Source organism: Ciceribacter sp. T2.26MG-112.2 (genome assembly GCF_900492205.1).
Classification (GTDB): Bacteria; Pseudomonadota; Alphaproteobacteria; order Rhizobiales; family Rhizobiaceae; genus Allorhizobium; species Allorhizobium naphthalenivorans_A.
In genome coordinates this window covers 312496-337494 of sequence record NZ_UEYQ01000005.1, presented here as the reverse complement: position 1 = coordinate 337494, position 24999 = coordinate 312496, and the positions used below count along the sequence as shown (strand labels likewise).

Sequence of the window (24999 nt, the reverse complement as noted above, 5' to 3'; positions counted from 1 at the left end):
TTCGTAATTTTCCCATGGGATCGTTCCCCTGAGAATTAGGGGGAGTAACTTCTATGAAGAATCTGAGCATTTCGGTACGGCTGTATCTGTTGGTGGCGCTGGCGCTTTGCGTGCTCGTGGCGACGCTGACCTTCAGCCTGTTCTATTCGTATAACTCGCTGGCCGACGAACGCCGGGCGGGCCTTGCCTCGATCGACCAGACGGCGCTCGCGGTCTTCTCCAAATATTACAAGATGGAGCAGGACGGCGTGCTGAAGCGCGAGGAGGCCCAGGCCAAGGCCCTCGAGGTCATCGGCGCCATGCGCTATGGCAAGGACGGCTATCTCTGGGTCAACGACATGCAGCCGGTCATGGTCATGCATCCGATCAAGCCCGAGCTTAACGGCAAGGACCTCAGCCAGAACAAGGATCCGAACGGCAAGCACATCTTCATGGAATTCGTGAAGACCGTGAAGGCCAACAAGGAAGGCTTCGTCGACTATTACTGGCCGAAGCCTGGCTTCGAGGCGCCGGTCCTGAAGTTCTCCCACGTCGTCGGTTTCGAGCCCTGGGGCTGGATCGTCGGCACCGGCGTCTACGCCGACGACCTTGCCGCCATGTTCTACAGCAATGCCTGGTCGTTCGGTGCCATCATCGCCGCCAGCGTGATCGTCATCCTTTCCTGCGCCTATGCCGTGGTTCGCAGCGTCGTTGGTCCGATCGCCCGCCTGAAGAACGCCATGGGCCGGATCGCCGAGGAGAAGGTCGACACCGAGATCGTCGATGCCGACCGCCGGGACGAAATCGGCGGTATGGCCGACGCCCTGATCGTCTTGCGCGATTCGGTGCGCGACCGCATCGACATGCGTGGCCGCGAAGCCGAGCAGCAGCAGAAGATCGACGCCGAGCGACAGAACAACGAGACGGTTCTGCGCACCGCTTCCGAGCGGCAGGACCATGCGATCCACCAGATCGGCGACGCTCTGGAACGGCTGGCCCAGGGCGACCTGACCGTCAGTGTCGGCGACATCGGTGCCGAGTATGACAAGCTGCGCCGCGATTTCAACGCCGCCGTTGCAGCCCTCAGCAGCGTCATGGGTTCGATCAATCAGACGAGCAATGTGGTCAGCGACAGCGCCGGCGACATCAGCGAAGCGACCAACAATCTGTCGCGCCGCACCGAGCAGCAGGCCGCCGCCCTCGAGGAGACCGCCGCCGCCCTCGACGAGATCACGGTTGCGGTTCGCACCGCATCGGAACGCGCCAACGAGGCCCGCGACATGGTCGCCGAGACCAAGAAGAGCGCCAACCGTTCCGGCGAGATTGTCCGCAACGCGGTTGACGCCATGGGCCGCATCGAAAGCTCTTCGGCGCGCATCAACCAGATCATCTCGGTGATCGACGAGATCGCTTTCCAGACCAACCTCCTGGCCCTCAACGCCGGCGTCGAGGCAGCACGTGCCGGGGAGGCTGGTCGCGGTTTTGCGGTCGTTGCCCAGGAAGTGCGCGAACTCGCCCAGCGTTCCGCCAATGCCGCGAAGGAGATCAAGGCGCTGATCAGCGCTTCGGCTGCCGAAGTCGGCAACGGCGTGTCGCTGGTACGCTCGACCGGCGAGGCGCTCGTCGAGATCGAGAAACTGGTCAACCAGGTCAACGATCACGTCAACAGCATCGCCACGGCCTCGCGCGAACAGGCGACCGGCCTGCAGGAGATCAATACCTCGGTCAATCACATGGACCAGATGACCCAGCAGAACGCCGCCATGGTCGAGGAAACCTCGGCCGCCGGCCAGACGCTGGCGGAGGAGAGCCGGCATTTGCGTCAACTGCTCTCGCGGCTCAAGCTCGAGGCAGAAACCTCCGCGCAGCCGGGTAGGCGTCACGCAGCCTGAGATTTGCCCTTGCGCATGAGACAGGACGCCGGCGGGACTTCCCGCCGGCGCTTTCGTTTGTCCTTCTCGCAGTCACCGAGCGCCGCATGTGGGGCCGAGCCGGCCGAGAGCGGCCGAAGACCCGTTCAGGGTAAAACGTCGCGCCTTGAAGGTCGTCTCGTCCGGCGTCAGCGTGATGTCGTTGCCGGAGCGCAAGAGGGCGGTGAGCGGTCCGGAGAAAGCCGCCGGCGCGTAAAGAACCCCGTCCATCGCCTCGTAAATCATCGTCACCTCGACGTCCGTCCTGCCATCGGAAAAGACCACGCGGCCGCTCCATTCCGGATTGCCGTCGGGCGGATCGCCCTGGCCGCCGTCGTCGAAGCGCAGCGCAAAGGCGCCTTCCTCTCCGCATTGCAGGTAGAGCATCGCCTCACGCTCCGTGCCGGCCGCAGGTGAGCAGATATGGGCCGTCAGTGCCCTGCCGCCCTCGACGTCCCAGACTTCGGCTTTCCATCCGTCGCAATCGGCGGCAAAACCGGGCAGGGCGGTGAGCACAAGGATCGAAAGCTGGCTTGCCGCGAGACGATATTTTCCAGGCATTTCGGCTGCCCCTGTTGCGAGAACCATGGCGGTCGATCCAATCTAGGGCCGTCCCGCCCCTCGGGGCAAGGCGAAAGGCGCCCCCTGTTCCCAGTGGCGCGGGAGGGCCAGTACGGGAGAAAGCCATGCGCCGCATTCTCATCATTCAAGGCCACCCGGACGCCAGCGGACCGCATCTCTGCCACGCGCTGGCCGAGGCCTATGCCACCGGCGCCGCTTCGGCCGGCCACCGGGTCGAAAGGCTGGACCTGGGGGCGATCGACTTTCCGATTTTGCGGTCACAAAAGGAACAGGAAGGCGGTCCGGTCTGCGCTGCCATTGCTGCGGCGCAGACCGAGATCAAGGCCGCCGACCATGTCGTCCTGGTCTTCCCGCTCTGGCTCGGCGGCATGCCGGCACTGGTCAAGGCCTTCTTCGAGCAGGTGTTCAGGCCCGGATATGCCTATGCCCGCGAAGGCAGGCCGTTGAAGGGTGCACTGCTCAAGGGGCGCTCGTTGAGGATCGTCATCACCATGGGCATGCCGGTCTGGTTTTACCGGCTGGTCTATGGTGCCCATAGCCTGAAGGCGATGAAGGTCGGCATTTTCGGCTTCGTCGGGTTCAAGCCGATCCGGGCGAGCCTCATCGGCAATGTCGCCGGCAGGGATGCGGCCGGTCGCGAACGATGGATCGAGCGGATGAAAAGCCTGGGGGCCACCGGCACGTAAGGGCTTCATCGATGCCCTAAACCAAGGCTTAACGGCCCAGTGTTAGTTTCTGGACCGGATGACGTCCGGCTTTCGGCGGCGGCAGAGTGGGTTTCGGTATGGCGTTCTCGATCTTTCTTCAGCGGTCCGCATTGGTCATCCTTTCGGCGACGAGTCTTTTGTCCTGTAACGGTGACGGCATGGCGCCGCCGGCGCTTTCGTCGCGCCTGCAGCCGGAAGGCCGCGTTGCCGACAGGGAATTGCTTGGTCCGGTCGGAGCGCGTGCCGCTTATGCGCCGGCGACCGTGAGCGGCAACCGCGCCACGGACGCGATCGACTATCTCGACACGCCGAACCTTGCCGGGGTCGACAATCGGGCGGATGATGATCCGCTCGGGGTCAATGATCCGCGTGGCGTCACAACGCCCGCCGTGCCGGGTGAAGCCATGGCATTGGCCGACCAGCAGCCGTCCTTGCGCGAGCAGGCGCAGCAGCAACCCATGCCGCAAGCCGCTGAATACGCCATTCCGGCGGAAGGCGTGAATATCGATGCCGATCTCGGTATCGGCGACGAAAACCGGACCGACTTTGGCGAGGCAAAGCCACCGGCTCCCGCAGCGCCGGTCGCAGCGCAGATCATGGTGCCGCAGGGTCCGATGGCGATCGCCGAAGGTGAGACAAGCCAGCCGGTGGTCGACGGTATCGGCACCGACAATCCTACGGCCTTGACGCCGTCGCGGCCGCAAGCGGCCAATCCGCCGCTCCCATTGTGAGCTTTCAGGCTCGCCCCCAAGAGAAAGCCGGCGCGAACGCCGGCTTTCTGACCAGGGCAATGGGGCGGGGGACATCGCCGCCGGTCGCAAAGGGATTGAGCGAAAATGTCTGCCTGAAATCACTGTGTCAAAACCGGCAAGGCTGCCGCCCTGACGAACGGCGCTTGCTTGCCAGGCGTACCGCGTTGCGGCTGCCTGTCCTTGCCTGATGCCGACGATAGGGTAGAAGCGACACGGATTGATGACAGGCGCGGCAAGCCGGTGCGCGCCAGGAAGGACAGGCCGTGATGCCCCCCGTTTCGGAACTGATGCTGTTTGCCGGCCTGCTGGTGGTTGCCGGCGGCGTGGCCGGCCTGCTCGCCGGCGTCTTCGGCATTGGCGGCGGCGCGGTGCTGGTTCCGGTGTTCTACCAGATCTTCGGGCTCGCCGGCATTGATGATGCGGTTCGCATGCATCTCGCCGTCGGCACATCGATCGCCATCATCGTGCCGACCTCGCTGAGGTCGTTTGCCGCCCACCGGCGGCGGGGCGCCGTCGACATGCAGTTGCTGAGGGGCTGGGTCGTCGCCGTACCGCTCGGGGCGATCCTTGCCGCGGTGATCGCCGCCGAGGCGTCGAGCGAGGCGCTGCGGCTGATCTTCGCGGTGATCACGCTGCTGCTCGCCTCCCGCATGATGTTCTTCTCGTCGCGCTGGCATCTCGGTTCCGACCTGCCCGGCGAGCCCCTGCGCTTTGCCGTCGGCACCGGCATTGGCGTGTTTTCGGGGCTGATGGGGATCGGCGGCGGCGTGCTCAACAATACCTTCATGAGCCTCTACGGCCGGCCGATCCACCAGGCGGTGGCGACCTCGGCCGGCGTCGGCGTGCTGATCTCGCTGCCGGGCCTGTTCGGCTATATCTGGGCCGGATGGGGCAAGGACGGGCTGCCACTTCTGTCGACCGGCTTCATAAACTGGATCGCCGTGGTGCTGATCATTCCGGTGACGCTGGTCGTCGCCCCCTACGGTGCGAAAATCGCCCATGCGATGAGCAAGCGCCAGCTCGAGATCGGCTTCGGCCTGTTCCTGATCTTCGTCTCGGCCCGCTTCTTCTACAGCCTCTACGGCTGAGCGGGCGCGTCGGGAGCCTATGGCCTCAGGCGGCAGCGCCCGAGCGCATCGCCGCCATGCTCAGCTTGCGATCGGCGCGCTCCTGTTGCGGCGAGCGGTTGTAGACTTCGCGATAACACTTGGAGAAGTGCGACGCGGAGACGAAGCCGCAGGCGACCGCCACCTCGACCACCGGCATGGACGACTGGACCAGCAGGTGGCGGGCGCGGTCGAGCCGGATCTCGAGATAGTAGCGGGCCGGCGAGCGGCCCATTTCCTGGCGGAACAGGCGCTCGATCTGGCGCCGCGACAGGTCGGCATCCTCGGCGATCTCGACGAGCGTCAGCGGTTCGGCGAGATTGCTTTCCATCAGTTCGATGATCGACAGGACCTTGGAGTTCTGCACGCCGAGACGGGCCCGGAGCGGCAGGCGTTGCCGGTCGGTCGGGCTACGTACCCGGTCGGTCAGGTGCTGCTCGCAGACCCGGTTGACCAGGCCTTCGCCAAAATCCTGGCCGATCAGGTTCAGCATCATGTCGAGCGAGGCGGTGCCTCCGGCGCAGGTATAGAGATTGCTGTCGACCTCGTAGAGGTCGGCATAGACTTCCGCCTGCGGGAAGGCTTCGGCAAAGCCCGGCAGATTTTCCCAATGGATGGCGCAACGCTTGCCGTTCAGCAGGCCGGCCTGGGCCAGCACATGAGCGCCGGTACAGAGGCTGCCGACGGCAGCACCCCGGTTATAGGCCTCGCGCAGCCAGGCATTGACCGACTTGTTGTGGAACTCCTCGACATAGACGCCGGAACAGACGATCACCATGCTCGGCCGGTTTTCACCGGACAGGTAGCGGCGTTCGTCGGCGAGCGAGGAATTGACCTCCATGGCGATGCCGCTCGAGGAATGGACCTTCTGCCCGTCGGTCGAGGCAAGCCGCCATTCATAGGCCTGATAGCCGAGCATCCGGTTGGCGATGCGCAACGTTTCGATCGCGCCTGCAAAGGGCAGGAGCGTGAAATGGGGGACGAGAAAGAAGACCAGCGAACGTTTCTTGGTTGGCGCCTTGTTCATGTGTGATGCCCAGTGTTCCCGCGTTTTTCGCTATTCCTTGCGTGGCAGGCGTCATGGAGATGTTCCGAATGCGACGTGCGTCTTCAGGAACACGGCAGAATAGCGCGGGACAGGCGAAAATGCGACGCCCGTTTCGCAGTTTTCTCATTGCGACCTGGAAAGGAGCGGTGCATTTGCGGCGCCTGAGGCATCAACTTGAAAGACCGACGGAATTTCGGGCGCGAGCCGGGAAATGGGGAAAAACCGGCTCGGCCCGATTGCGACGCGGCGGGGCGGGCCGTGTCGCAAATGTCTCAAAGCCTGGGCACCGGTCTGTCGGTGGCAGGCCAGCCGAGATCCTTGCGCAGGTCGAAGGGCAGGGCTTCCAGCGCCCGGGCATTGGCCCGGCGCTCCTGCCATTGCCGCACGGCCCGGCCTGCGGTCATGAGAATGGCGATGGGGTGCGCGACCGTCGGCAAGCGGCGGTTCTGCAAAGTGATCCGGCTGTCATAACCAACGAGGGTCATCGTCTTCATCCTTTTCGGCTGCCTGTCTGGCCTTGGTGTTTTGCTCGCCTCTTATTCATCATTCAAACGAATGTTTATGATGCTAGCGATCGATTTGTGTGGTGTTTGCGGTGCGGCTCGATGGCCGTGTACTCCTCCGGCGGCCAGCCGATATCGCGTTGCAATTCGGGCGATAGGGACGCCAGTTCCCGGCGCGCTCTCAGGTTCTGGCGTGCGGCCGGCGTCAGTGGCAGGACTTCATGCCAGCGGCGCACCATATCGAGCAGGGTTGCAATCAGCATTGTCGCCTCCTTGTGTTCTCTTGATGGTTGCAGCATGCGCCTCGATTGACATTCAATCAAACGCGATGATATCGTTCTTAAGATCAGTTTTATTGAAAGATGCCTGACCGTGACCCTGATGATCCGCCAACCGCTGCCGCTGCTCGACAACGACATCCTGCGCACCTTCGTGGCGATTGCCGAGACCGGGAGCTTCACTTCGGCGGCGGACCGCGTGTTCCGCACCCCCTCGGCGGTTTCCATGCAGATCAAGAAGCTGGAGGAACAACTGAGCGCGACACTCTTCCTGCGCGACGCGCGCTCGGTGACGCTGACGGAGAGTGGCGAGACGCTGCTGCCCTATGCACGGCGCATGCTGGCGCTGTCCAACGAGGCGGTTGGGCGATTCCGCATGCCGGAAATGAAGGGCGTGGTGCGGCTCGGCGCGCCCGACGATATCGGCGAGCGTTTCATGCCGACCATCCTGCGCCGCTTTGCCGAGGTCTATCCGGCGATCATGGTGGATCTCACGGTCGACACGTCCGGTCAGTTGCGCCGCCGTCTGCAGGAACAACGCCTGGACCTGACCCTGGTCAATTGCGCGCCGGGCATGGTGAGCCATGACGGGGAGGTGATCCACACCGAGCAGCTGGTCTGGGCCGGTGCCAAATGCGGCACTGCCCACCTGCGCGATCCCCTGCCGGTGTCGATCTGGGAGGACGGCTGCTGCTGGCGGGCCGATGCGCTGTCACGCCTCGACCGCGACAAGCGCCCTTACCGGATCGCCTATCTGTCCGCCCACACGATGGCGCAGCGCGCTGCGGTGATCGCCGACCTGGCAGTCGCGCCGCTGCCGCGCAGCTACCTGACCGACGACATGACGGCGCTCGGCTCCAAGCAGGGACTGCCGGACCTCGGCACGTTCGAGGTGCGGCTTCTGACCGGGCCGGAGACCAGCGAGACGATCCGCGCGGTGGCCGACAGCGTGCGCTTCGCCTTTTCCGAGATGATCGGGATCGCCGCCTGATAGAGCGGCGACTGGGAGCCCTGCCGGTTGGCAGAAATGCCTAGGGCGACTCGGCGCGCAACGGCAACCCGGTGTCATTCCCTGTTTCTGCGCCGCCGGCGGCCGCCGCCTTCGCCATCGCCGTCCGAGAGGATCTTGCGTTCCGGCAGCGTCACCGCCGCGGCGAGCCTGGGGAAGTGGTCGACCTTGTTGGGCAGCGCCATGGCATCGATGAAAAGCTGCTGAAAATGCGGCTCGAGCGCCGTCTCGATCTTCTCGATGCGGGTGACGGTGTCCTCGATCTCGCGCCGGTGGCCGCGATTGAGCAGCGCCATCAGCGCCCCGGTGCCGGCCGCGTTGCCGACCGCCTTGACTTCGGAGAGGTCGCAATCGGGGATAAGGCCGAGCACCATCGCGTATTTCGGGTCGATGAAGGAGCCGAAGGCGCCGGCGAAGCGGATCGTGTCGACGGTCTGGATGTCCAGCTTTTCCATCAGGAGCTTGATGCCGGCATAAAGGGCCGCCTTGGCGAGCTGGATGGCGCGTACATCGTTCTGCGTCACCGTGATCGTCTGGGCGCCGTCGTGCAGCAGATAGGAGAAGGTGCGGCCGGTCGCGAGGATGCGTGGGCTTTTCGCCGCCATCGCGCCGTCGACCACGCCGTCGGCGGATATGACGCCGGAGAGATACATTTCGGCGACGACCTCGATGATCGCCGAGCCGCAGATGCCGGTGATGCCGGTTTTTTCGGCGGCCTCGGCAAAGCCTTCCTCGTCGGACCACTGCTCGACGCCGATCACCTTGAAGCGGGGCTCCAGTGTCTGTGCGTCGATGCGCACGCGCTCGATGGCGCCCGGCGCTGCACGCTGGCCGCAGGAGATTTCCGCACCCTCGAAGGCGGGGCCGGTGGGCGAGGAGGCGGCGACGGTGCGTGTGCGGTTACCGAGCACGATCTCGGCATTGGTGCCGACATCGACCAGCAGCATCATCCGGTCCTGGCGGTGCGGTCCTTCGGCGAGCGTCGCGCCCGCCGCGTCCGCGCCGACATGGCCCGCGATGCAGGGCAGGAGATAGGTGCGGGCGCCGGGATTGAGGACAAGCTCGATGTCGCTCGCCGCGCAGGACACGGCACCGGAGACGGCAAGCGCGAAGGGCGCCTGGCCAAGCTCGGTCGGATCGATGCCAAGGAACAGGTGGTGCATGATCGGATTGGCGACGAACACCGAATCGAGGATGTCGGTGCGGGCGACGCCGCCCTCTGCGCAGACCTGGTCGACCAGTTCGGAGACGGCCTGCCGCACGGCTTTGGTCATGGCTTCCCGGCCGTCCGGGTTCATCATGACGTAGGAGACGCGGCTCATCAGATCCTCGCCGAAACGGATCTGCGGGTTGGACGTGCCCGACGAGGCGACGACGCGGCCGGAGAGCAGCGAGACGAGATGCATGGCGATCGTCGTCGAGCCGATGTCGCAGGCAAGGCCATAGGCCTCGTTGTGCAGTCCGGGCCAGAGCGCGACGATGGTCGGACGCTGGGTGTCGCTGTCGCGGTGGATGGCGGCGGTCACCGTCCAGTTGCCCTTGCGCAGGATCTTCTGCACCTGTGGTAGTAGATAGGGCTCGACCTGCAGGTCGGTATAGCCCCAGTCCTTCTCCAGCATGACCTTCATGCGGTCGAGATCGCCGAGCGGCTTGTGCATGTCGGGCTCGTCGACCTCGACATAGCAGAGATGGACGGCGGGATTGCGCTCGATCACCCGGTCGCTGGCGGCCTTGCGCACCACCTGGGCGTTGACCACGGCATCCTGCGGCACGTCGACGACGAGATCGCCCTCGATCGTCGCGGAACAGGAAAGCCGCCGGCCTTCGGGCAGCGTGCGCACCTCGGCATAGCGCTTTTCCTTCGGCCCGGGCGGCGAGATGTGGTCGTTGGACGAGACGATGCCGTGCTTGGCGAAATTGCCTTCCTGCACCTCGATCTGACACCGCCCGCAGGTGGCCCGCCCGCCGCACACGCTCTCGACATAGACGCCCAGTTGGCGGGCCGCATCGAGCACCGGCGTGCCGACCGGAAACCGGCCGCGCTTGCCGGACGGCATGAAGAGGACGAGGGGGTCGATTTCGGTCATGAGCGATGCGTTTCCTGAGAGGCTTGGAAGCAAGGTTAGTGGCTAGGCGGGATCCTTGCCCATGTCGAGTGGACCGCCTTGCTCCTCACCCTAACCCTCTCCCCGTAAACGGGGCGAGGGGATTTCGTCGGCGGCCGGCGGGTCTATCTTCTCCCCGGCGGGGAGAAGATGCCCGGCAGGGCAGATGAGGGGGTCTACCAGACGGCAGACACTGACGCGTGAAAGTGGCTTCGCCACCCCCTCATCCGGCGCTACGCGCCACCTTCTCCCCGTGGGGGAGAAGACGAGCAGCCGGCGCCGAGCCTTCGCCGTGGTGCCGCCTATTCCGTCGCAGCACCCGCACCCGCCCGTGCCGCGCGGCCGCCGCGGCGGCCGGAGGAGGCGCCGGGGGCGGTGGTGGAGGGGGCGGCGCCGGGTTCTGCCGGCTTGTGGTCGCGATAGGTCATGATCCAGTTGCCGCAATTGGGGTCCGTGCCGTTCAGGACGTTGGCGGCGCGCACGGCCTCCATTTCCTGCGGGCGGCAGGGGTTCATGATGGCCGACGTCATGCCGGCGCCGATGACCATGGGGATGAAGCCGGCATTGATGCCATGGCGGTGCGGCAGGCCGAACGAGATGTTCGACAGGCCGCAGGTGGTGTTGACCTTGAGCTCGTTGCGCAGGCGGTAGAGCAGGGCAAAAACCTGACGGCCGGCATCGCCGAGCGCGCCGATCGGCATGACCAGGGGGTCGACGACGACGTCCTGCGGCTTGATGCCATAATCCATGGCGCGCTCGACGATCTTCTTGGCCACCGCGAAGCGCACGTCCGGGTCCATGGAAATGCCGGTCTCGTCGTTGGAGATGGCCACCACCGGCACGTCGTACTTCTTGCAGAGCGGCAGGATGGCTTCGAGCTTTTCCTCCTCGCCGGTCACCGAATTGACCAGCGGACGGCCCTTGGCGACCTTCAGCGCGGCCTCGATAGCAGCGGTGACGGATGAGTCGATCGACAGCGGTACGTCGACCAGGCCCTGGACGATCTCCATGGTCTTGACCAGCAGGCCCGGCTCGGTCTCGTTCGGGTTGACCGAGGTGACGCCGGCATTGACGTCGAGCATGGTGGCGCCGGCGGCAACCTGTTCCAGCGCGTCCTTGATGACGGTGTCGAAATTGCCCTCGATCATTTCGGCGGCAAGCTTCTTGCGGCCGGTCGGATTGATGCGTTCGCCGATCACGCAGAACGGCTGGTCGAAGCCGATGATGATTTCGCGTGTGGCGGATGCGACGATGGTGCGGGTCATTATTGTTCTCCGGTCGGGCGCTCAGACAAGGTCTGGCGGGCCTATAATGGGGTTGCAAGCGCGCGGGGCCGAGGCGCCGCGCGGCCGGTCAGTGCGAATTCTTCGGGTTCAGATGGGCGGCGAGACCGGCCATCTGCTGCTGGTCCTCGACCTTCTCCTCGCGGATATGCTCGAGCCGTTCGGCAACCAGCGCGTCGCCCGGGTTGGCTTCCCGCCTCCACGGCTTGCGGCCCTTCAGCACGCCCGATTCATGGACGATCTCGGCGACATATTCCTCCTGGCGATAGGCCATGACATGCATGCCGGAAATGCCCTCGATCTCCTTCACCTCGTTGATGATGTCGATGCAGAGCTGCTTGCCTTCGCGTTTCTGGTCCTCGGCGCCTTCGAGGCGCTTGATGACCGAATCCGGAATATGGATGCCGGGCACGTTGGAGCGGATCCACTTGGCGGTCTTGGCCGAGGCGAGCGGTCCGACGCCGACCAGGATGAAGCACTTCTCGTGCAGGCCGAGATCGCGCACCTTCTTCATGTATTCGCGGAACATCGGCACGTCGAAGCAATACTGGCTCTGCACGAACTGCGCGCCGGACTCGATCTTCTTGGCAAGCCGGTAGGGTCGGAAGTCGTAAGGCGGGGCGAACGGATTGATGGCCGCGCCGAGGAAGACGTGCGGCGGGGTGGAAAGCTTGCGGCCCGACAGGAACTTCGATTCGTCGCGCATGGTGCGCACGGTCTCTAACAGCGACATGCAGTCGAGGTCGAAGACCGGCTTGGCGCCCGGCTGGTCGCCGGCCTGCACGCCGTCGCCGGTCAGGCACAGGATGTTCTGCACGCCCATGGCCGACGCCCCGAGCACGTCGCCCTGGATGGCGATGCGATTCCTGTCGCGGCAGGCGATCTGCATGATCGGCGCATAGCCCATGCGGGTCAGAAGCGCGCAAATGCCGACGGACGACATGTGGCAATTGGCGCCCGAGGCGTCGACCGCATTGATGCCGTCGACCCAGCCGTCGAACACAGCGGCGCGCTCGTAGACGTCCTGCGGGTTGGCGCTGTCCGGGGGATTGAGTTCGGCGGTGACGGCGAATTCGCCGCGCCTGAGCACGCGCTCCAGCCGGCCGCGCGAGGAATGACCGGGCAGGGGATCGAGCGGCGCGCCGGGATCGTGTGGATTGAAGTCGGGGCTCATGGCTTCTGTTCCGAAGGGGAGGTTTCGCGCGCGGCGGCGGCTTGCGCCGTCACCCGCAGCCAGGACGAGGTTTCGCGCAGCGACTGGTTGACCGGCTTCTGGACATTGAGGATCGCGTCGCCATGGACCATGGCGCGCGAACCGGCCCAGGCCTGGACCCAGACGCAGGGCATGTCGGGCTCGACCTCGCAATTGCCGTTGGCGCGCACCCCGCCGCAGGGACCGTTGCGCAGCTGTTTTGGGCAGTTCATCGGGCAGGACATGCCGGTCGACGACAGGACGCACTGGCCGCACATGCGACAGTCGAACAGCAGGCCCTTGACGTTGCGCTCGACGAAGGTCACCGGCCGCTCGACGCGGGCATAACCGAGCTTGTTCCACAGCGGGTGAAGCAGAAGGAAGGCATTGGCGAAGCGGCCGTAGAACCATTCGAGGAAGCGCGAATGGCGGACCGACCACAGACGGATCGTGTAGGAACGGCGGGCCCGGCGGTTGGGGGAGACGCTGCCTGGCGTATAGGCGCCGGTCGTCGCCTTCTTGGCCGGGGCGGCATTGCCCGGCATGGGGCCGGGAGCGGGTTTGCCGTCAGCCATTGTCGCGGCCTCCGGCATGGAGGAGGGAGACCAGACGGTCCTTGTCGTAGGCCGCCTCGAGTTCGGCGGTCGCCATGTCGGCTTCCGCCTCGAGATCGTCGCCGACCGGCAGGGGGTCGCCCTTGCGCCATTCGGCGAGATAGTCGTCGGTTTCGGCCGCGCCGGATCGCATGGCGGCCATGTCGATCGCCTCGGTGAAGCGCAGCGACAGCTCGCGCTTGGCGCTTTTGCGTCCCTGCTTGACAATCACCTGGGCGGGTATGTCGCGCCAGTAGACGATGATCCTGTCAGCCATGTCCTCACACTCCCCTTTTCGTCACAATGCACAGGTCCAAAGCGGCGGACTGCGCTTGCGACGACGTCGCAAGGAGCAAAAAGCGACGTTGCCCGCGAATTACCAGACCTTGCGCCGAAAGCCGTTGGCAAGCCAGGCCCAGAGGGTCGGCGGATAGCGCAGGATCGAGGGACCTTCCGGCTGGAACGGACGAAGCCGGCCGTGGACTGCATCCTCGACCGATTGAAGCGTGATGTCGATTGCCGCCACCGTCAGGACCAGGGGATAGGTGGCGATGAAATCGCCGTCGTCCGGCAGGGTTCGGACCTCGTAGAGCGTGCCGCCGGTGTCGGTGCCGGCATCGACGAGATGCAGCGTCGCGCCGAAATTGGCGGCGTCTTCCTCGGCGAGCGACCAGTATCCGCCCATCTGGCCGCGGTATTGCGGGTTGATGCCGGCATGGAGGTTGATGACCGGGCAGGGCATGGCGGCGAGTGCGGTGCGCGACATCAGCCGTGTGCTGACGAGCAGGATGGCGACGGGCTTCAGTTCGGCGACGAGAGCAAGGGTGGCCGGATCGTTGATCGAGCCGACGTCGTGGACCGGGATATTGTTTGCGATCGTCGCGGAGAGGCCGCCGACCTTGAGAAGCGCCTCGATCCGCCGCCTGGCGAGCGGGCGCAACAGCCGGGCGGCGATCATAGTGCCCAACTGGCCGAGTGCGGTGATCCAGCCGAGCAGCCGGGCCCGGCGACGGGTGATCGCCCACTTCGATTCCGGCTGTTCGCGCACGACATGCAGGTTCGGATAATGCCGGGCAAGGGCATTGATGACGATCGCCGGATTGGGGCCGCCGGCGGTCATCACCATCGCTGTTGCGGAAGAGGGCTCTGTCGATCTCGGCACGCTCATGGGAAAAGTCCTCTCGCGGATCAGAACACCAGCAGCAGGACAGCGCCGGCGGTATAGACGACAAAGGCTGCCACGGCGATGGAGACCAGGCCGACGAGCGTGCCGATCAGCACGCCGAAGCCGTCGCATTGGGAATGGGCAAAGCCGATGATGGCGAGCGCCAGCGCCGGCAGCCAGTTGCCGAGCGGAATCGGCAGGAAGACGACAATGGCGAGCACCAGGGCGAAGAGGCCCAGCACGCGTTCGGAGAAGCGGGTTTCGAGAAACCAGAAGCGCGGTTTCACCAGGGTCTCGGCACGTTTGAGCCAGGGGACGAGACGGTTGACGGCGCCTTGAAAGGTGGAGGTGCTGACGCCGCAATCGGCGATCCGGCGGGGCAGGTAGATCCGTCCCTGGGCGGAGGCCAGCATCTGCCAGGCGACGAAAATCAGCGGCAGGCCGAGGAAGAGCGTGGCGCCCGGCGGCATGGGCACCAGATTCGGCAAGGAAAAGACCAGCAGGAAGGCGCCGAAGGAGCGATCCTGAAGAGTGATTGCGATGTCGCGGATGGTGATCGTGCCATCGCTGCGACGGGCCAGCCGCAACAGAAGATCGGAGAGATGCTCCGGCCTTTCCCTCTCGTGACGCTCAGCGAGCGAATGTGCCAATGTTCCTGCCCCCTCGGTCATTTTCTTTTTGCCTTTTCGTTCTTGAGACGACCTGACCCCCATTCTGTTAGGGACCAATTGCAGAGGTATTAAGGTAATGGTCAATTCGTCCGGCATGATAAAACTTGCGTTAAATGCGATCCATGCGCCGACGACGTTTGTGGGCATTGTGGCCAGCCGCCTGACAGGAGAAGGCGCGGCGCACGGACCTGTTGCCTTGATTTCGGCGAATGACGGTGCAAAGGACGCCGGCATCCGATCCATTTTTCTTGGAGACATTCCATGGTGACAAGACCTGTCCTTTCGGCCCTGGCCCTCGGCCTCTCTCTCGTGTTGCTCACGGCGTGCGGCAACACGATTCGCGGCGTCGGCCGCGATCTCGGAAATGCCGTCGACGCGACACAGGATGCCGGGCGCAGCGTCGTCAATTCGGCGAGATAACCGGTCAGCCAACCCGATTGGGAGACGGTTCGAGCCCGCGTAGCGCCGGCTCCAGGTCGCCATAGCCGGTGAAGCGGTATTCATAGTCGAGCCCGAGATAGTCGGCTGCCCACCGTGCCTTGTCCTGCAAGTGCTTGTCCTCGATCTGCGCCAGGTAGACGACCTTGGTGTAATTGCCGAACACCATGTCGCGCAGTTCCGGATGCCTGTCGAGCTTCAGCGGTTCGATCACGAAGGCTTCGAACTGGCGCGTGATCAGGTCCGTCAGGTAGAAGGCGGTGAATTCGTGCTCGCACGCGGCGAGGAATTTCTCCGTGCCGGAGAAGAAGGCGTAACAGTGCGGGCCGGCAATGCGCTCAATGCCTTCCTCCGCACAGATCTTGTCGATCTCTCCCTGAGTGCCGCATTCGGCATAGCCGAGGAAAATGCGGCCATAACCGGCCTCTCGTGCGGCGGCGATCTTCTCGCGCAGCGCCGGCGCGATCTTTTCCGGATAGACATGCCAGATCGCCGGCAGGCATTCGAGATCGATATGGTCGAGACCGTTCGCCTCGCGGACCGCCAGGATTTCGCGGGCGATCGCCCCGCAGGCGATGATCTGAACCTTTTCCGCTTCCGTGCGTTTCATCGTCGCATTCTCGACACGTTTCGCATTCGCTGATCCAATAGGGAGACCTCTGCCATGACCAGCCGCAAACTCACCCTCGCAGCCGTCCTCATCGCCTCCGCCTTCGGCCTTGCCTCCTGCGGCAACACGATCCGCGGCATGGGCCAGGATACGGCCAATGCCGTCGATGCCACGCAACAGGCCGGCCGTAACGTCGAGAATGCGGCAAAGTGACGGGAGCAGGGAGCATGACGCTCGATACCGTCGCCAAGTTAAGCGCCGTCTATATTCTCACGATCCTGGTCTCGGCCAGCGGGTTCACGCTCTGGGAAGGCTTCCAGCCGCGCGGCATCGGCACGACGAACACTGCCGCGATGTCTTATGTCGCCGACCGCTGAACGCGGCCGGCTTCTTCTCAGGCCTGCGCAGCCAGGCTGTTGTGCTTGCGGGCGATGAACTCCTTGGCCGTCTCCACCGCCACCGCCGCATCGCGACAATAGGCGTCGGCGCCGACCGCCTTGCCAAATTCCTCGTTGAGCGGCGCGCCGCCGACGAGCACGATATAGTCGTCGCGCATGCCCTTTTCCTTGAGCGTGTCGATGACCACCTTCATGTAGGGCATGGTGGTGGTCAGAAGCGCCGACATGCCGACGATGTCCGGCTTTTCCCGCTCGATGGCATCGAGATAATTCTCCACCGGATTGTTGATGCCGAGGTCGATGACGTCGAAGCCGGCGCCCTCCATCATCATGCCGACCAGGTTCTTGCCGATGTCATGGATGTCGCCCTTGACGGTGCCGATCACCATCTTGCCCTGCTTCGGAGCGCCGGTCGCGGCCAGCAACGGCCGCAGGATGTTCATTCCGGACTTCATCGCGTTTGCCGACAGCAGCACTTCAGGCACGAACAGAATGCCGTCGCGGAAGTCGATGCCGACGATGCGCATGCCCTCGACCAGCGCCTGGGTCAGGATGTCATAGGGCGCCCAGCCGCGTTCGAGCAGGATATTGGTGGCCTCCTCGATCTCTTCCTTGAGGCCGTCATAGAGGTCGTCGTGCATCTGCTGCACGAGTTCTTCATCGGAGAGCTCCGAGAGAATGATTTCGTCGTCGGACATGGGTGCCTCCCGGCTGGTGTTGCGCGATTCCATACGCAGTCCGGAAAAGACTGCCTCATTGGCAGTTAAACCTCAAGTTCGCCAAAATCTCTTTTCGAAAGCGACGTCGCTCCGGGCGAAAAGCGACGGGCGATGGACCGATACCGGGCGGCCGATGTCTGCATCATGCAAGTGGTTGGCGCATTAAGGAATGTTTCCCATCGAAATTCGAATAGCATATTGATGAGAAAACAGCGCGGCAGCGCGCGACACAGAGGAAACGCAAGATGGACGAGATCACAGCAGAGACGGGCGCCGGCAGCGGCCGACGCACCCGTAGCGAGGGTCGCGGGGCGGCTGCGCGCCGCGCATCGCGCAGCGGCGGCGGGGCTGGACCGTCCATGCCCTATATCCAGCGCAAGATCCCCGTCTACGAAGTGCTCGACGAGGAAGGCTTGGAGATCATCGAGCGCAATGCCGACATCATCCTGGAAGAGATCGGCATTGAGTTCCGTGACGACGCGGAAGCGCTCGACATGTGGCGGGCAGCCGGCGCCGAAGTGAGGGGAGAGCGGGTTCATTTCCCCAAGGGCCTTTGCCGCAAATTGCTGAAGACTGCGCCCAGCGAATTCACCTGGCACGCGCGCAATCCGGAGCGCAACGTCCAGATCGGCGGCAAGGCGACCGTGTTCGCGCCGGTCTACGGCCCGCCCTTCGTGCGCGACCTCGACGGCAATCGCCGCTATGCGACGATCGAGGATTTCCGCAATTTCGTGAAGCTCGCCTATATGGCGCCGTCGATGCATTCGTCCGGCGGAACGGTTTGCGAGCCGGTCGACGTCCCGGTGAACAAGCGCCATCTCGACATGGTCTACAGCCACATCAAATATTCGGACAAGCCGTTCATGGGGTCGGTTACCGCGCCCGAACGGGCCGAGGACACCGTGGCCATGGCCAAGCTGGTGTTCGGCGACGACTTCGTCGAGAACAATTGCGTGACCCTCAACCTCATCAACGCCAACTCGCCGATGGTGTTCGACGAAACCATGTTGGGAGCGCTGAAAGTCTATGCCCGCCACAACCAGGCCTGCGTGGTGTCGCCCTTCATCCTCTCGGGCGCCATGAGCCCGGTCACGGTGGCCGGCACGCTCACCCAGATCCTGGCCGAAGTGTTGGCCGGTGCCGCGTTTACCCAGTTGGTGCGCCCCGGCGCGCCGGTGCTGTTCGGCACGTTTGCCGCCTCGATCTCGATGCAGTCGGGCGCCCCGACCTTCGGCACTCCGGAACCGGCGCTTGTCTCCTATGGTGCCGCCCAGCTTGCGCGCCGCCTCGGTCTGCCGTTCCGCACCGGCGGTTCGCTGTGCGCCTCCAAGGTTCCGGACGCCCAGGCCGCGCATGAGAGCGCCAACACGCTCAATATGACGCTGCTGGCCGGCACCAATTTTGTGCTGCATGCCGCCGGCTGGCTCGAGGGCGGCCTGTCGGCCTGCTACGAGAAGTTCATGATCGACCAGGACCAGCTCGGCATGATGCAGAAGATGGCGATGGGTGTCGACCTGTCGGAAGACGGCCAGGCGATGGACGCGATCCGCGAGGTCGGTCCTGGCGCCCACTATCTCGGCTGCGCCCACACCCAGGCGAATTTCCAGACGGCCTTCTACCGCTCGGCGCTCGCCGACAACAATTCCTTCGAGCAGTGGGAGATCGAGGGAAAGAAGAGGATCGAGGATCGGGCCAACGCGCTCTGCCGCTCCTGGCTCGACAGTTACGAGGCCCCGCCGCTCGACCCGGCCATCGACGAGGCGCTCACCGCCTATATCGCCAGGCGCAAGGATTCGATGCCGGACGCCTTCACCTGAAACTATCCCGGTCCCGCCAGGGAGCAAGGCGGAGCGGCGAAGGTCGCGGACATGATCCAGGAATCGGTCTGGCGACCGCACTACAAATACGAGGGGCCGCGATGAGCGGCCCTTTGGTTCCCTTCTCCCCGGCGGGGAGAAGGTGGCGTGCAGTGCCGGATGAGGGGGTGTTTGGCGCTGAGCAGAATGGCTTCGCCCCCCTCATCGCCTCGCATACGCTCGGCACTTCTCCCCGCTGGGAAGAAGAGGGAATCCAGGAACTTGCGTCGAGGGCATTGACGAAAACATCGTCGGCTGGGCCCGGTGCGCCGTTTCGGCAGTCCTGGAGGCGCGATGATCCGTCCTTCATCTTTCCAAGATAGCATCGCGGCGCATCTCGCGCCGCACGGACTGCACCTGCGCGGCACCGCGCGTTTTCCGCAGGGCGAGGGCGGGCCCTTGCTCGATGATGGGCAAGCCGCGCGGGCGGTCCTGCTGATCGGCAATATCGGCGGTTCGATGTGGCAGGCCTTTGGCGACTGGCGCGCCGGCCAGAGCGACCGGGGCGGAAGAGATCCGCTCGACACCTGGTCGAAGCGGATCATCGGCGATCTTGCCACGAAAACCGGTTCAACGGCCTATTACCCGTCGGACCCGCCCTACCATCCGTTCCAGCGCTGGGCCATGTCGGCCGAAGGCTTGAGGGCGTCACCGCTCGGCATTCTCATTCATCCGGAATTTGGATTGTGGCACGGCTATCGCGGTGCACTGGGTTTTGCCGAGGACATTTCCGAGCCGGAAAAAACGCCGGTCTCGGCGCCACTGCATCCGTGCGACGATTGCAAGGGCAGGCCGTGTCTTGCGGCCTGTCCCGCCGGAGCCGTAACGGCCGTCCGCTTCGACCTGGCAGCCTGCCGGAAATATCTGGCGAGCGAACCGGGACGGGAAGGCTGCATGGGCAAGGGTTGCCTTGCCCGGGCCGCCTGTCCCGTCGGGGAAGGATTCCGCTATCCGGAAGACCAGCTTCGCTTCCACATGGAAGCGCTCGTCCCGCCTTCCGATCAGCCTTGAGATCAGGCGGCCTTGGCGATCGCAGCCTTGCGCGGCGCGGCGGCGCGGGCGGCCTTCTGCGGCAAGAGTGCCATCACCTCGACGGCGAGGCGCGAACCGTTCTCCAGAGCCCGGGCCAGGTTGGAGACTTCCAAGGGGTTCATCGCCTGCAACAGGCCACCCTTGTCGAACACGTCACGATAGGCGGCGCGCTCGGCGATCGCCGTCGACAGCGTGGCGATGCCGCGGGCGGCGAGGAAATCCTTGGCCGCCTGAAGCGCACGGGTCGTCACCGCGGCATTGACGCGGGTCAGCACGACGGAATGCGGAATGCGCACGCCGCAGCTTTCGTCCAGTTCCCTCAGCAATTCCAGCACTTCGGCGCCGCCATGGGCATCCATGGCGCAGCCCTGGACCGGGATCAGCACGTGATCGCCAAGGCCGACGGCCTTGGCGAGCAGGGCGTCATGGCTCGACGGCAGGTCGATGAGGATATAGCCGCCGCGCTTCTTCGCCTTCGCGGTTGCGGCTTCGATTGTCTCTTCGCTCACCGGGGCGACGGAGATGAGGCTGCTTGCGCCGGCAATCGCGTGCCAGCGGCTGATCCAGCCGCGCGGATCGGCATCGAGGATGGTGACGCGGTGGCCGCGGCCGGCGAGTTCGCTGGCGAGAATGAGGACTGCGGTCGTCTTGCCTGCGCCGCCCTTGGTATTGGCAAATGTCAGTACTGGCATATCTTTTCCTTGATGAAACAAAGGTCCGAGCCAAGTCATCGCTCCATGCCGCAGCCCGGGTTTCATGCTGCCTGAAACGCATGGTTGGCGGGATTGGTTAATGAGATGTAAATGTCCGCAGTATTTCGTTAACTGCTTGAATGCTGGTCGTCTTGCGATCAATGTTCGGGACGCTGGCCAGTGTTTTATAAAGAACTTTAACCGGAAACCGCATGCACCTGATTTTCATCATTTTAGCTATGATCCTCGGTCTCGTCAGCCCCGGTCCAGCCATGGCCGGGCAGGCCTGCGAGGACGGTGTTTTCGACGGGCTGTCCTACACGCTGTGCAGCTTCGATCCGGCCCGCTCCGTCATCCGAATCTATCACGAAGATGCCAATGGCGAGCCTTTCGGCAGTTTTGATTCCCTCATCCGTCAGCTGTGGCGCGAGCGGCATTACCTGATCGTCGCGATGAACGGCGGCATGTATCACGAGGATCTTTCGCCGGTGGGATTGTTCGTCGAGCACGGCATCGAGCGCCATGCGATCAGCACCAGGGCTGGCTGGGGCAATTTCCACCTTTTGCCGAACGGTGTCTTCTGGCTGAAGGATGGCCGGGCCGGGGTGACGGAGACCTCTCGATATCTGAACGAGCGTCGTTCGGCGGATTATGCGACGCAGTCAGGGCCGATGCTGGTCATCGACGGGGCGATCCATCCGCGATTTCTTCCCGACAGCGATAGTCTGAAGATCCGCAATGGGATCGGGGTCGATGCAGAGGGCAGGGTGCATATGGTGGTCTCGGACATGCCGGTGCGGTTCTACGATTTCGCCCGGCTGTTTCGCGACCGTTTGGGCTGTCGCAACGCGCTCTATCTCGACGGCACGATTTCCAGCCTCTACGCCGCCGAAAGCGGGCGGCGCGATCATTTCTTTCCGCTGGGGCCGATCATCGCGGTGATCGGCACGGTGCCGCAATAGCGACAGTGTCGCGGCAGAGCCTTCAGACCGCGGCCTTGGGATAGGCGCGTTCGAGCCCACCGGAGCGGACAAGACCGTTGCGCAGGGCGAGGTAGGCGGGGTGCTGGCTGGATCGGGCGGCTTCCATCAGGCGGATCTGCAGCCGCGCCGGCGCGGTATTGCCCAGCCATTCGCCGCACCGCTCAAGCCTGAGCGTATTGAGGAACGGGGCCTCGCTTTCGCGGTCGAGATGAAGGGCGATGCCGTCGAACAGCTTGTTGTCGTGTTCCGCACTCTCGAAGACGAGCTGGAGAAAGGACTTGTCGGTCTCGCTCAGGCCGCGGAGCTTGTCGGCGATGATGTCGGGGGATGTCTGGCCTTGCGGCATTGTTGCCTCCTTTTCAGTTTGCAATGGAAACAGGTTGGATCTGCGGAAAAGGCGGTTCAGGTCGGAGAAACCGCGAAGGACTTGTCCGGTCGAGGGAGCGCCGGCACGTCGAAATGGTCGGGCTCGAGGCCTTGCCTCTCCCGTTGAACCATCATCTCATAGGCCCGCTCGAGATGCCGCGTGAAGCGCGTGGTGTCGAAGAGCGGTGCGACGAGGCGGTTTTCGGCAAGGCGGGCGCGGATCTCGGCAAGGCGGTCGCCGTCTTTCGCAAGAGCGATGCAGAGTTCGACCATGCTATCCTCGTCGTCCGCCACCAATTCCGGCATGCCGATGGCGTTCAACAGGCTCTCCGACACCCGCGACGTGAAATTGCGGCCCTTGCAGGTCAGCACGGGAAGGCCGGCCCACAGCTTGTCCGAGGTGGTGGTATGGCCATTGGTCGGGAAGGTGTCGAGGGCGATGTCAGCGGCCTGGAGGCGGGCGACGTGGGCGGGATAATCGGCGCGGCGGGCAAATTGGATGCGCTCGGCGGCGACGCCGAGGCTCGCCATGAAGGCGATGAAATTTGCCCGCGCGTCGTCATCGTCGCACATCATCCACAGTACGGCCCGTGGAATGGCGACGAGGATGCGGGTCCAGAGCCTTGCGGTGCGCGGCGTGATCTTCTTCACCGCATTGAACGAGGCGATGACGAAGGCATCGGCGGGAAGCCCGAGGCTCTCCCGCGTCGCCGGGGGCGGCAGGACCCGGTGCAGGCGGTCATTGGCCTGGTAGCTGTCCGGCAGCCGGCAGAACTTCTCGTGATAATACGACCGCGACGCATCCGGCGTGACGATGCGGTCGCCGATGATGTAGTCGCAGTCGATCCCGGTTCCCGATCCCGGAAAGCCGAGATAAGCGACCTGGATCGGCGCCAGTCCACGATTGACCAGGCTGATGCGGGCATCCTTCGTGTGGCCTTTCAGATCGACGAGGATATCGATGCCGTGTCCGCGAATGAGATCGGCTGCCTGTGCGTCGTCCAGATCGCGGATCGAAACGATCGTCCCGTATTGGCTTCGCAGGCCCTGGTCGGCCGACAGCACGTCGTCGTCGGTATAGCAGAACAGGGTGATGTCGAATTTCTCCCGATCGTGGGACAAAAACACACCCTGCAGCAGCCGCATGGTCGCATGCTGGTCGCAGATGTCGTTCGACAGATAGCCGACCCTGATCCGCTCGCCGTATGAATGCGCCCGGGAGCGCCGCTCAAGCCGCGACTGCGCGGTAAACGCCGTGCCGCCGTGCATCCGGGTCACCTTGGCATTCAGGCCCTCGTCGTCGCACCACATGATGTGGTCGTGCGGGTCATCGACGCCGAAGGCCGGCGCATCGCCGGATGTCAGACGCTCGAGCATAAGGGCATCTTCGACCTCGCATTCCGCGAGCAATAATTGCTCGCGCAGCAGGCTGCGGTAGGTGCTCTCCGCCTCGACGTCGAACGGGCCGCCGCGTGCCGCCTGGCGGGCCAGCGTCAGGGCAGGGGAGCGGCGTCGCGCCCGCCTGTAGCTTCTCGCCGCCAGCAATCGCAGCATCCGGCCGTTCTTGGCATCGAGATCGGCCGCCTGGGCATAGTATTGCGCCGCCTGTTCCAGTTGGCCGAGCTTGGCATGGCACTGGGCGGCCATCAGGATCAGCTTGGCATCGCGGCCGCCCTTTGCGATCAGCGGCGACAGGCGCAGAAGGCACTGTTCAAAGCGCCCGGCCTTGTAGGCATCGACCGCGGCCGGCAGTCCTTGTTGGGATGTCATTCGAGGCAGTGCTTCCGTGGTCGGTCTGACAAGTCTTGTGAATGAAGGCTAGGCGGCGAGCCTTATCCAAGGCTTGTGCCGGGCATTCCGGCGGCTCGGCCTTTGGTTGACAGGCAGGGCGCGAGTGGAAAGGCTGGCGCGACGATTGGCCGTCGATTCGGGCCAAGACAAAAATGATGTCGTGCGTGCCGGGACGGGCGCCTTCCAGGTCGGAGCCTCACAATGCCAGAATTGTCCATTTGCATGCCGAGCAATCGCAGCCTCGCGCAGTCGCGCGCAGCGATCGACAGCGCCATCGCCTATTGCGAGGCGCGCAATGCCGTTCTGATCGTATCGGACAATTCCGGCGATCCGGAAAAGCGCGCCTATCTTGCAGGCCGATCGCCGCTTTTGACGGTGATCGACGCCGGCGATGCGCCCCCTCTGGTCAACATGCGCCTGGCTCTGGATGCCGCGACGACGCCCTTCCTCATGCCGATGGGCGACGATGACGAGATCGCCGTCGCCGAAGGCCAGCCGGCCTTCGATCTGGCGAGCCTGCCCGACGATTACATCGGTGTCCTGCCGGTCAGCGTGCCGTTCTCGGCCCTTCACGGCCAGATGCAGACCAAGGGCTTCGCCTTGACCTCGGATGATCCTGCCGAGCGCATCGGCCAATACGTCACTGGTGCGCAGGGCAATAACAGTCTCTACTACAGCATGTTTCGCCGCGATGTTTTCACATCGCTGATCCATGCCTTCGCCGAACACCATCCGACCAAGGGCATGTATTGCGACTGGGCACTGATGCTGGCGTTGATCTGCTATGGCAAGATGGCGCACGATCCCGGCACGGTCTTCCGCTACAACATGGGCAAGTGGGATTCCGTCGAGAAGATCGACGGCATGGTTGTCGATCTCTATCGCAATGCCGGACTGCCGGCCGAGGCGACGAAGTTCGACGGTCTCCTGATGTATCTCGACCTCTTCGTCCTGGCTATGCGTTCGGGAAGTCCGGTGCCGCCCGATCAGCGCCAGCGGCTTGGACGGATCGTCACCAACCGGCTGCTCGGCCCCTTCATCCAGAAGGTTGCCAACGCGCCGGAGGATTATGACGGCACGGTCCGGCATCTCGCGACCATGGCGATCGAAGAGCAGGACAGCTTCATGCAGTTCCAGATCGCCTTGATGATGGTCGAACGTCTGCAGCCGGGCCTGAAGGATCGCTACGTGGCCTTCGTCAAGGCGATGATGGCGCCGGCCTGAGCCGGCG

At 64.2% G+C, this 24999-nt stretch carries 29 protein-coding genes; 13 read left to right on the top strand and 16 right to left on the bottom strand.

Annotated features, from left to right (window positions below; all coding sequences use genetic code 11):
• Positions 1 to 53: 53 nt before the first annotated feature.
• Positions 54 to 1871: a methyl-accepting chemotaxis protein gene (locus DYZ14_RS11295; RefSeq protein ID WP_154720760.1), complete on the top strand. Its 1818-nt coding sequence runs from the start codon at positions 54 to 56 to the stop codon at positions 1869 to 1871.
• Between the two features lie 72 nt (positions 1872 to 1943).
• On the opposite strand, the gene DYZ14_RS11290 is transcribed toward DYZ14_RS11295, so the two are convergent.
• Positions 1944 to 2477, bottom strand: coding sequence for a hypothetical protein (locus DYZ14_RS11290; RefSeq protein ID WP_154720759.1), 534 nt, complete (start codon positions 2475 to 2477; stop codon positions 1944 to 1946).
• Positions 2478 to 2575: 98 nt separating this feature from the next.
• Between DYZ14_RS11290 and DYZ14_RS11285 the strand changes: the two genes are divergently transcribed.
• The 3 genes from DYZ14_RS11285 (at position 2576) to DYZ14_RS11275 (ending at position 5018) form a co-directional block, all read left to right on the top strand.
• Positions 2576 to 3157, top strand: a complete 582-nt coding sequence (locus DYZ14_RS11285; protein WP_154720758.1) for an NAD(P)H-dependent oxidoreductase — start codon at positions 2576 to 2578, stop codon at positions 3155 to 3157.
• 98 nt (positions 3158 to 3255) lie between these two features.
• Entirely contained in the window at positions 3256 to 3909 is a 654-nt protein-coding gene (locus DYZ14_RS11280) for a hypothetical protein (protein WP_154720757.1), read from the top strand.
• Positions 3910 to 4196: 287 nt separating this feature from the next.
• On the top strand, positions 4197 to 5018 hold the full coding sequence (locus DYZ14_RS11275) for a sulfite exporter TauE/SafE family protein (RefSeq protein ID WP_154720756.1): 822 nt from the start codon (positions 4197 to 4199) through the stop codon (positions 5016 to 5018).
• Between the two features lie 25 nt (positions 5019 to 5043).
• Here the strand turns inward: DYZ14_RS11275 and DYZ14_RS11270 are convergent, their stop codons facing one another.
• The 3 genes from DYZ14_RS11270 to DYZ14_RS11260 all read right to left on the bottom strand — a co-directional run bounded on the left by DYZ14_RS11270 (position 5044) and on the right by DYZ14_RS11260 (position 6850).
• Positions 5044 to 6063, bottom strand: a complete 1020-nt coding sequence (locus DYZ14_RS11270; RefSeq protein ID WP_154720755.1) for a GlxA family transcriptional regulator — start codon at positions 6061 to 6063, stop codon at positions 5044 to 5046.
• A gap of 293 nt (positions 6064 to 6356) precedes the next feature.
• A complete protein-coding gene (locus DYZ14_RS11265) occupies positions 6357 to 6569 on the bottom strand; it encodes a hypothetical protein (RefSeq protein ID WP_154720754.1) in 213 nt (70 codons plus the stop codon).
• A gap of 74 nt (positions 6570 to 6643) precedes the next feature.
• Positions 6644 to 6850, bottom strand: a complete 207-nt coding sequence (locus DYZ14_RS11260) for a hypothetical protein (protein WP_154720753.1) — start codon at positions 6848 to 6850, stop codon at positions 6644 to 6646.
• A 109-nt stretch (positions 6851 to 6959) separates the two neighbouring features.
• On the opposite strand from DYZ14_RS11260, the gene DYZ14_RS11255 reads away from it, so the two are divergent.
• Entirely contained in the window at positions 6960 to 7856 is an 897-nt protein-coding gene (locus DYZ14_RS11255; protein ID WP_154720752.1) for a LysR family transcriptional regulator, read from the top strand.
• Positions 7857 to 7930: 74 nt separating this feature from the next.
• On the opposite strand, the gene DYZ14_RS11250 is transcribed toward DYZ14_RS11255, so the two are convergent.
• The 7 genes from DYZ14_RS11250 to DYZ14_RS11220 form a co-directional block, all read right to left on the bottom strand.
• Positions 7931 to 9961 carry an ASKHA domain-containing protein gene (locus DYZ14_RS11250; RefSeq protein WP_154720751.1) on the bottom strand — a complete coding sequence of 677 codons (2031 nt, stop codon included), beginning with the start codon at positions 9959 to 9961 and terminating at the stop codon, positions 7931 to 7933.
• Between the two features lie 320 nt (positions 9962 to 10281).
• Positions 10282 to 11244 carry a methyltetrahydrofolate cobalamin methyltransferase gene (locus DYZ14_RS11245; protein ID WP_154720750.1) on the bottom strand — a complete coding sequence of 321 codons (963 nt, stop codon included), beginning with the start codon at positions 11242 to 11244 and terminating at the stop codon, positions 10282 to 10284.
• Positions 11245 to 11332: 88 nt separating this feature from the next.
• On the bottom strand, positions 11333 to 12436 hold the full coding sequence (locus DYZ14_RS11240; RefSeq protein WP_154720749.1) for a methylenetetrahydrofolate reductase: 1104 nt from the start codon (positions 12434 to 12436) through the stop codon (positions 11333 to 11335).
• Positions 12433 to 13029, bottom strand: a complete 597-nt coding sequence (locus DYZ14_RS11235; RefSeq protein WP_195949911.1) for a methylenetetrahydrofolate reductase C-terminal domain-containing protein — start codon at positions 13027 to 13029, stop codon at positions 12433 to 12435. The genes DYZ14_RS11240 and DYZ14_RS11235 overlap by 4 nt, the downstream gene beginning before the upstream one ends.
• Positions 13022 to 13324, bottom strand: a complete 303-nt coding sequence (locus tag DYZ14_RS11230) for a virulence factor (RefSeq protein ID WP_154720748.1) — start codon at positions 13322 to 13324, stop codon at positions 13022 to 13024. Before DYZ14_RS11230 ends, DYZ14_RS11235 begins: the two co-directional genes overlap by 8 nt.
• A 99-nt stretch (positions 13325 to 13423) precedes the next feature.
• Positions 13424 to 14215, bottom strand: coding sequence for a formyl transferase (locus DYZ14_RS11225; protein WP_232365506.1), 792 nt, complete (start codon positions 14213 to 14215; stop codon positions 13424 to 13426).
• Positions 14216 to 14235: 20 nt separating this feature from the next.
• The gene (locus tag DYZ14_RS11220) at positions 14236 to 14862 is read right to left on the bottom strand and encodes an exopolysaccharide biosynthesis protein (RefSeq protein WP_232365505.1); all 627 of its coding nucleotides are present in this window, start codon (positions 14860 to 14862) and stop codon (positions 14236 to 14238) included.
• A 97-nt stretch (positions 14863 to 14959) separates the two neighbouring features.
• Between DYZ14_RS11220 and DYZ14_RS11215 the strand changes: the two genes are divergently transcribed.
• On the top strand, positions 14960 to 15151 hold the full coding sequence (locus DYZ14_RS11215) for a hypothetical protein (RefSeq protein ID WP_154720746.1): 192 nt from the start codon (positions 14960 to 14962) through the stop codon (positions 15149 to 15151).
• Positions 15145 to 15303, top strand: a complete 159-nt coding sequence (locus DYZ14_RS11210) for an entericidin domain-containing protein (protein WP_154720745.1) — start codon at positions 15145 to 15147, stop codon at positions 15301 to 15303. Before DYZ14_RS11215 ends, DYZ14_RS11210 begins: the two co-directional genes overlap by 7 nt.
• Positions 15304 to 15307: 4 nt before the next feature.
• Here the strand turns inward: DYZ14_RS11210 and DYZ14_RS11205 are convergent, their stop codons facing one another.
• Complete coding sequence (locus DYZ14_RS11205; RefSeq protein WP_154720744.1) at positions 15308 to 15931, bottom strand: DUF1638 domain-containing protein; 624 nt, start codon at positions 15929 to 15931, stop codon at positions 15308 to 15310.
• A gap of 54 nt (positions 15932 to 15985) precedes the next feature.
• On the opposite strand from DYZ14_RS11205, the gene DYZ14_RS11200 reads away from it, so the two are divergent.
• Positions 15986 to 16144: an entericidin domain-containing protein gene (locus DYZ14_RS11200; protein ID WP_154720743.1), complete on the top strand. Its 159-nt coding sequence runs from the start codon at positions 15986 to 15988 to the stop codon at positions 16142 to 16144.
• Between the two features lie 14 nt (positions 16145 to 16158).
• A complete protein-coding gene (locus DYZ14_RS11195) occupies positions 16159 to 16308 on the top strand; it encodes a hypothetical protein (protein WP_154720742.1) in 150 nt (49 codons plus the stop codon).
• Between the two features lie 17 nt (positions 16309 to 16325).
• Here DYZ14_RS11195 and DYZ14_RS11190 read toward each other — a convergent pair whose 3' ends face one another.
• Positions 16326 to 17027, bottom strand: coding sequence for a corrinoid protein (locus DYZ14_RS11190; RefSeq protein WP_154720741.1), 702 nt, complete (start codon positions 17025 to 17027; stop codon positions 16326 to 16328).
• Between the two features lie 266 nt (positions 17028 to 17293).
• Here DYZ14_RS11190 and DYZ14_RS11185 point away from each other — a divergent pair, with 266 nt between their 5' ends.
• Both DYZ14_RS11185 and DYZ14_RS11180 read left to right on the top strand, forming a co-directional pair.
• Positions 17294 to 18865: a trimethylamine methyltransferase family protein gene (locus DYZ14_RS11185; protein WP_154720740.1), complete on the top strand. Its 1572-nt coding sequence runs from the start codon at positions 17294 to 17296 to the stop codon at positions 18863 to 18865.
• Between the two features lie 333 nt (positions 18866 to 19198).
• Positions 19199 to 19915, top strand: a complete 717-nt coding sequence (locus tag DYZ14_RS11180) for a 4Fe-4S dicluster domain-containing protein (protein WP_154720739.1) — start codon at positions 19199 to 19201, stop codon at positions 19913 to 19915.
• Positions 19916 to 19917: 2 nt separating this feature from the next.
• On the opposite strand, the gene DYZ14_RS11175 is transcribed toward DYZ14_RS11180, so the two are convergent.
• A complete protein-coding gene (locus tag DYZ14_RS11175) occupies positions 19918 to 20628 on the bottom strand; it encodes a ParA family protein (protein ID WP_154720738.1) in 711 nt (236 codons plus the stop codon).
• A 212-nt stretch (positions 20629 to 20840) separates the two neighbouring features.
• Between DYZ14_RS11175 and DYZ14_RS11170 the strand changes: the two genes are divergently transcribed.
• Positions 20841 to 21590 (top strand): phosphodiester glycosidase family protein, encoded by a 750-nt coding sequence (locus tag DYZ14_RS11170; protein ID WP_154720737.1) that lies wholly within the window; start codon positions 20841 to 20843, stop codon positions 21588 to 21590.
• A 22-nt stretch (positions 21591 to 21612) separates the two neighbouring features.
• On the opposite strand, the gene DYZ14_RS11165 is transcribed toward DYZ14_RS11170, so the two are convergent.
• Entirely contained in the window at positions 21613 to 21957 is a 345-nt protein-coding gene (locus tag DYZ14_RS11165; RefSeq protein ID WP_115669470.1) for a hypothetical protein, read from the bottom strand.
• A 56-nt stretch (positions 21958 to 22013) separates the two neighbouring features.
• A complete protein-coding gene (locus DYZ14_RS11160; protein WP_154720736.1) occupies positions 22014 to 23747 on the bottom strand; it encodes an O-linked N-acetylglucosamine transferase, SPINDLY family protein in 1734 nt (577 codons plus the stop codon).
• 222 nt (positions 23748 to 23969) lie between these two features.
• On the opposite strand from DYZ14_RS11160, the gene DYZ14_RS11155 reads away from it, so the two are divergent.
• A complete protein-coding gene (locus tag DYZ14_RS11155; protein WP_154720735.1) occupies positions 23970 to 24992 on the top strand; it encodes a glycosyltransferase family 2 protein in 1023 nt (340 codons plus the stop codon).
• Positions 24993 to 24999: the final 7 nt, after the last annotated feature.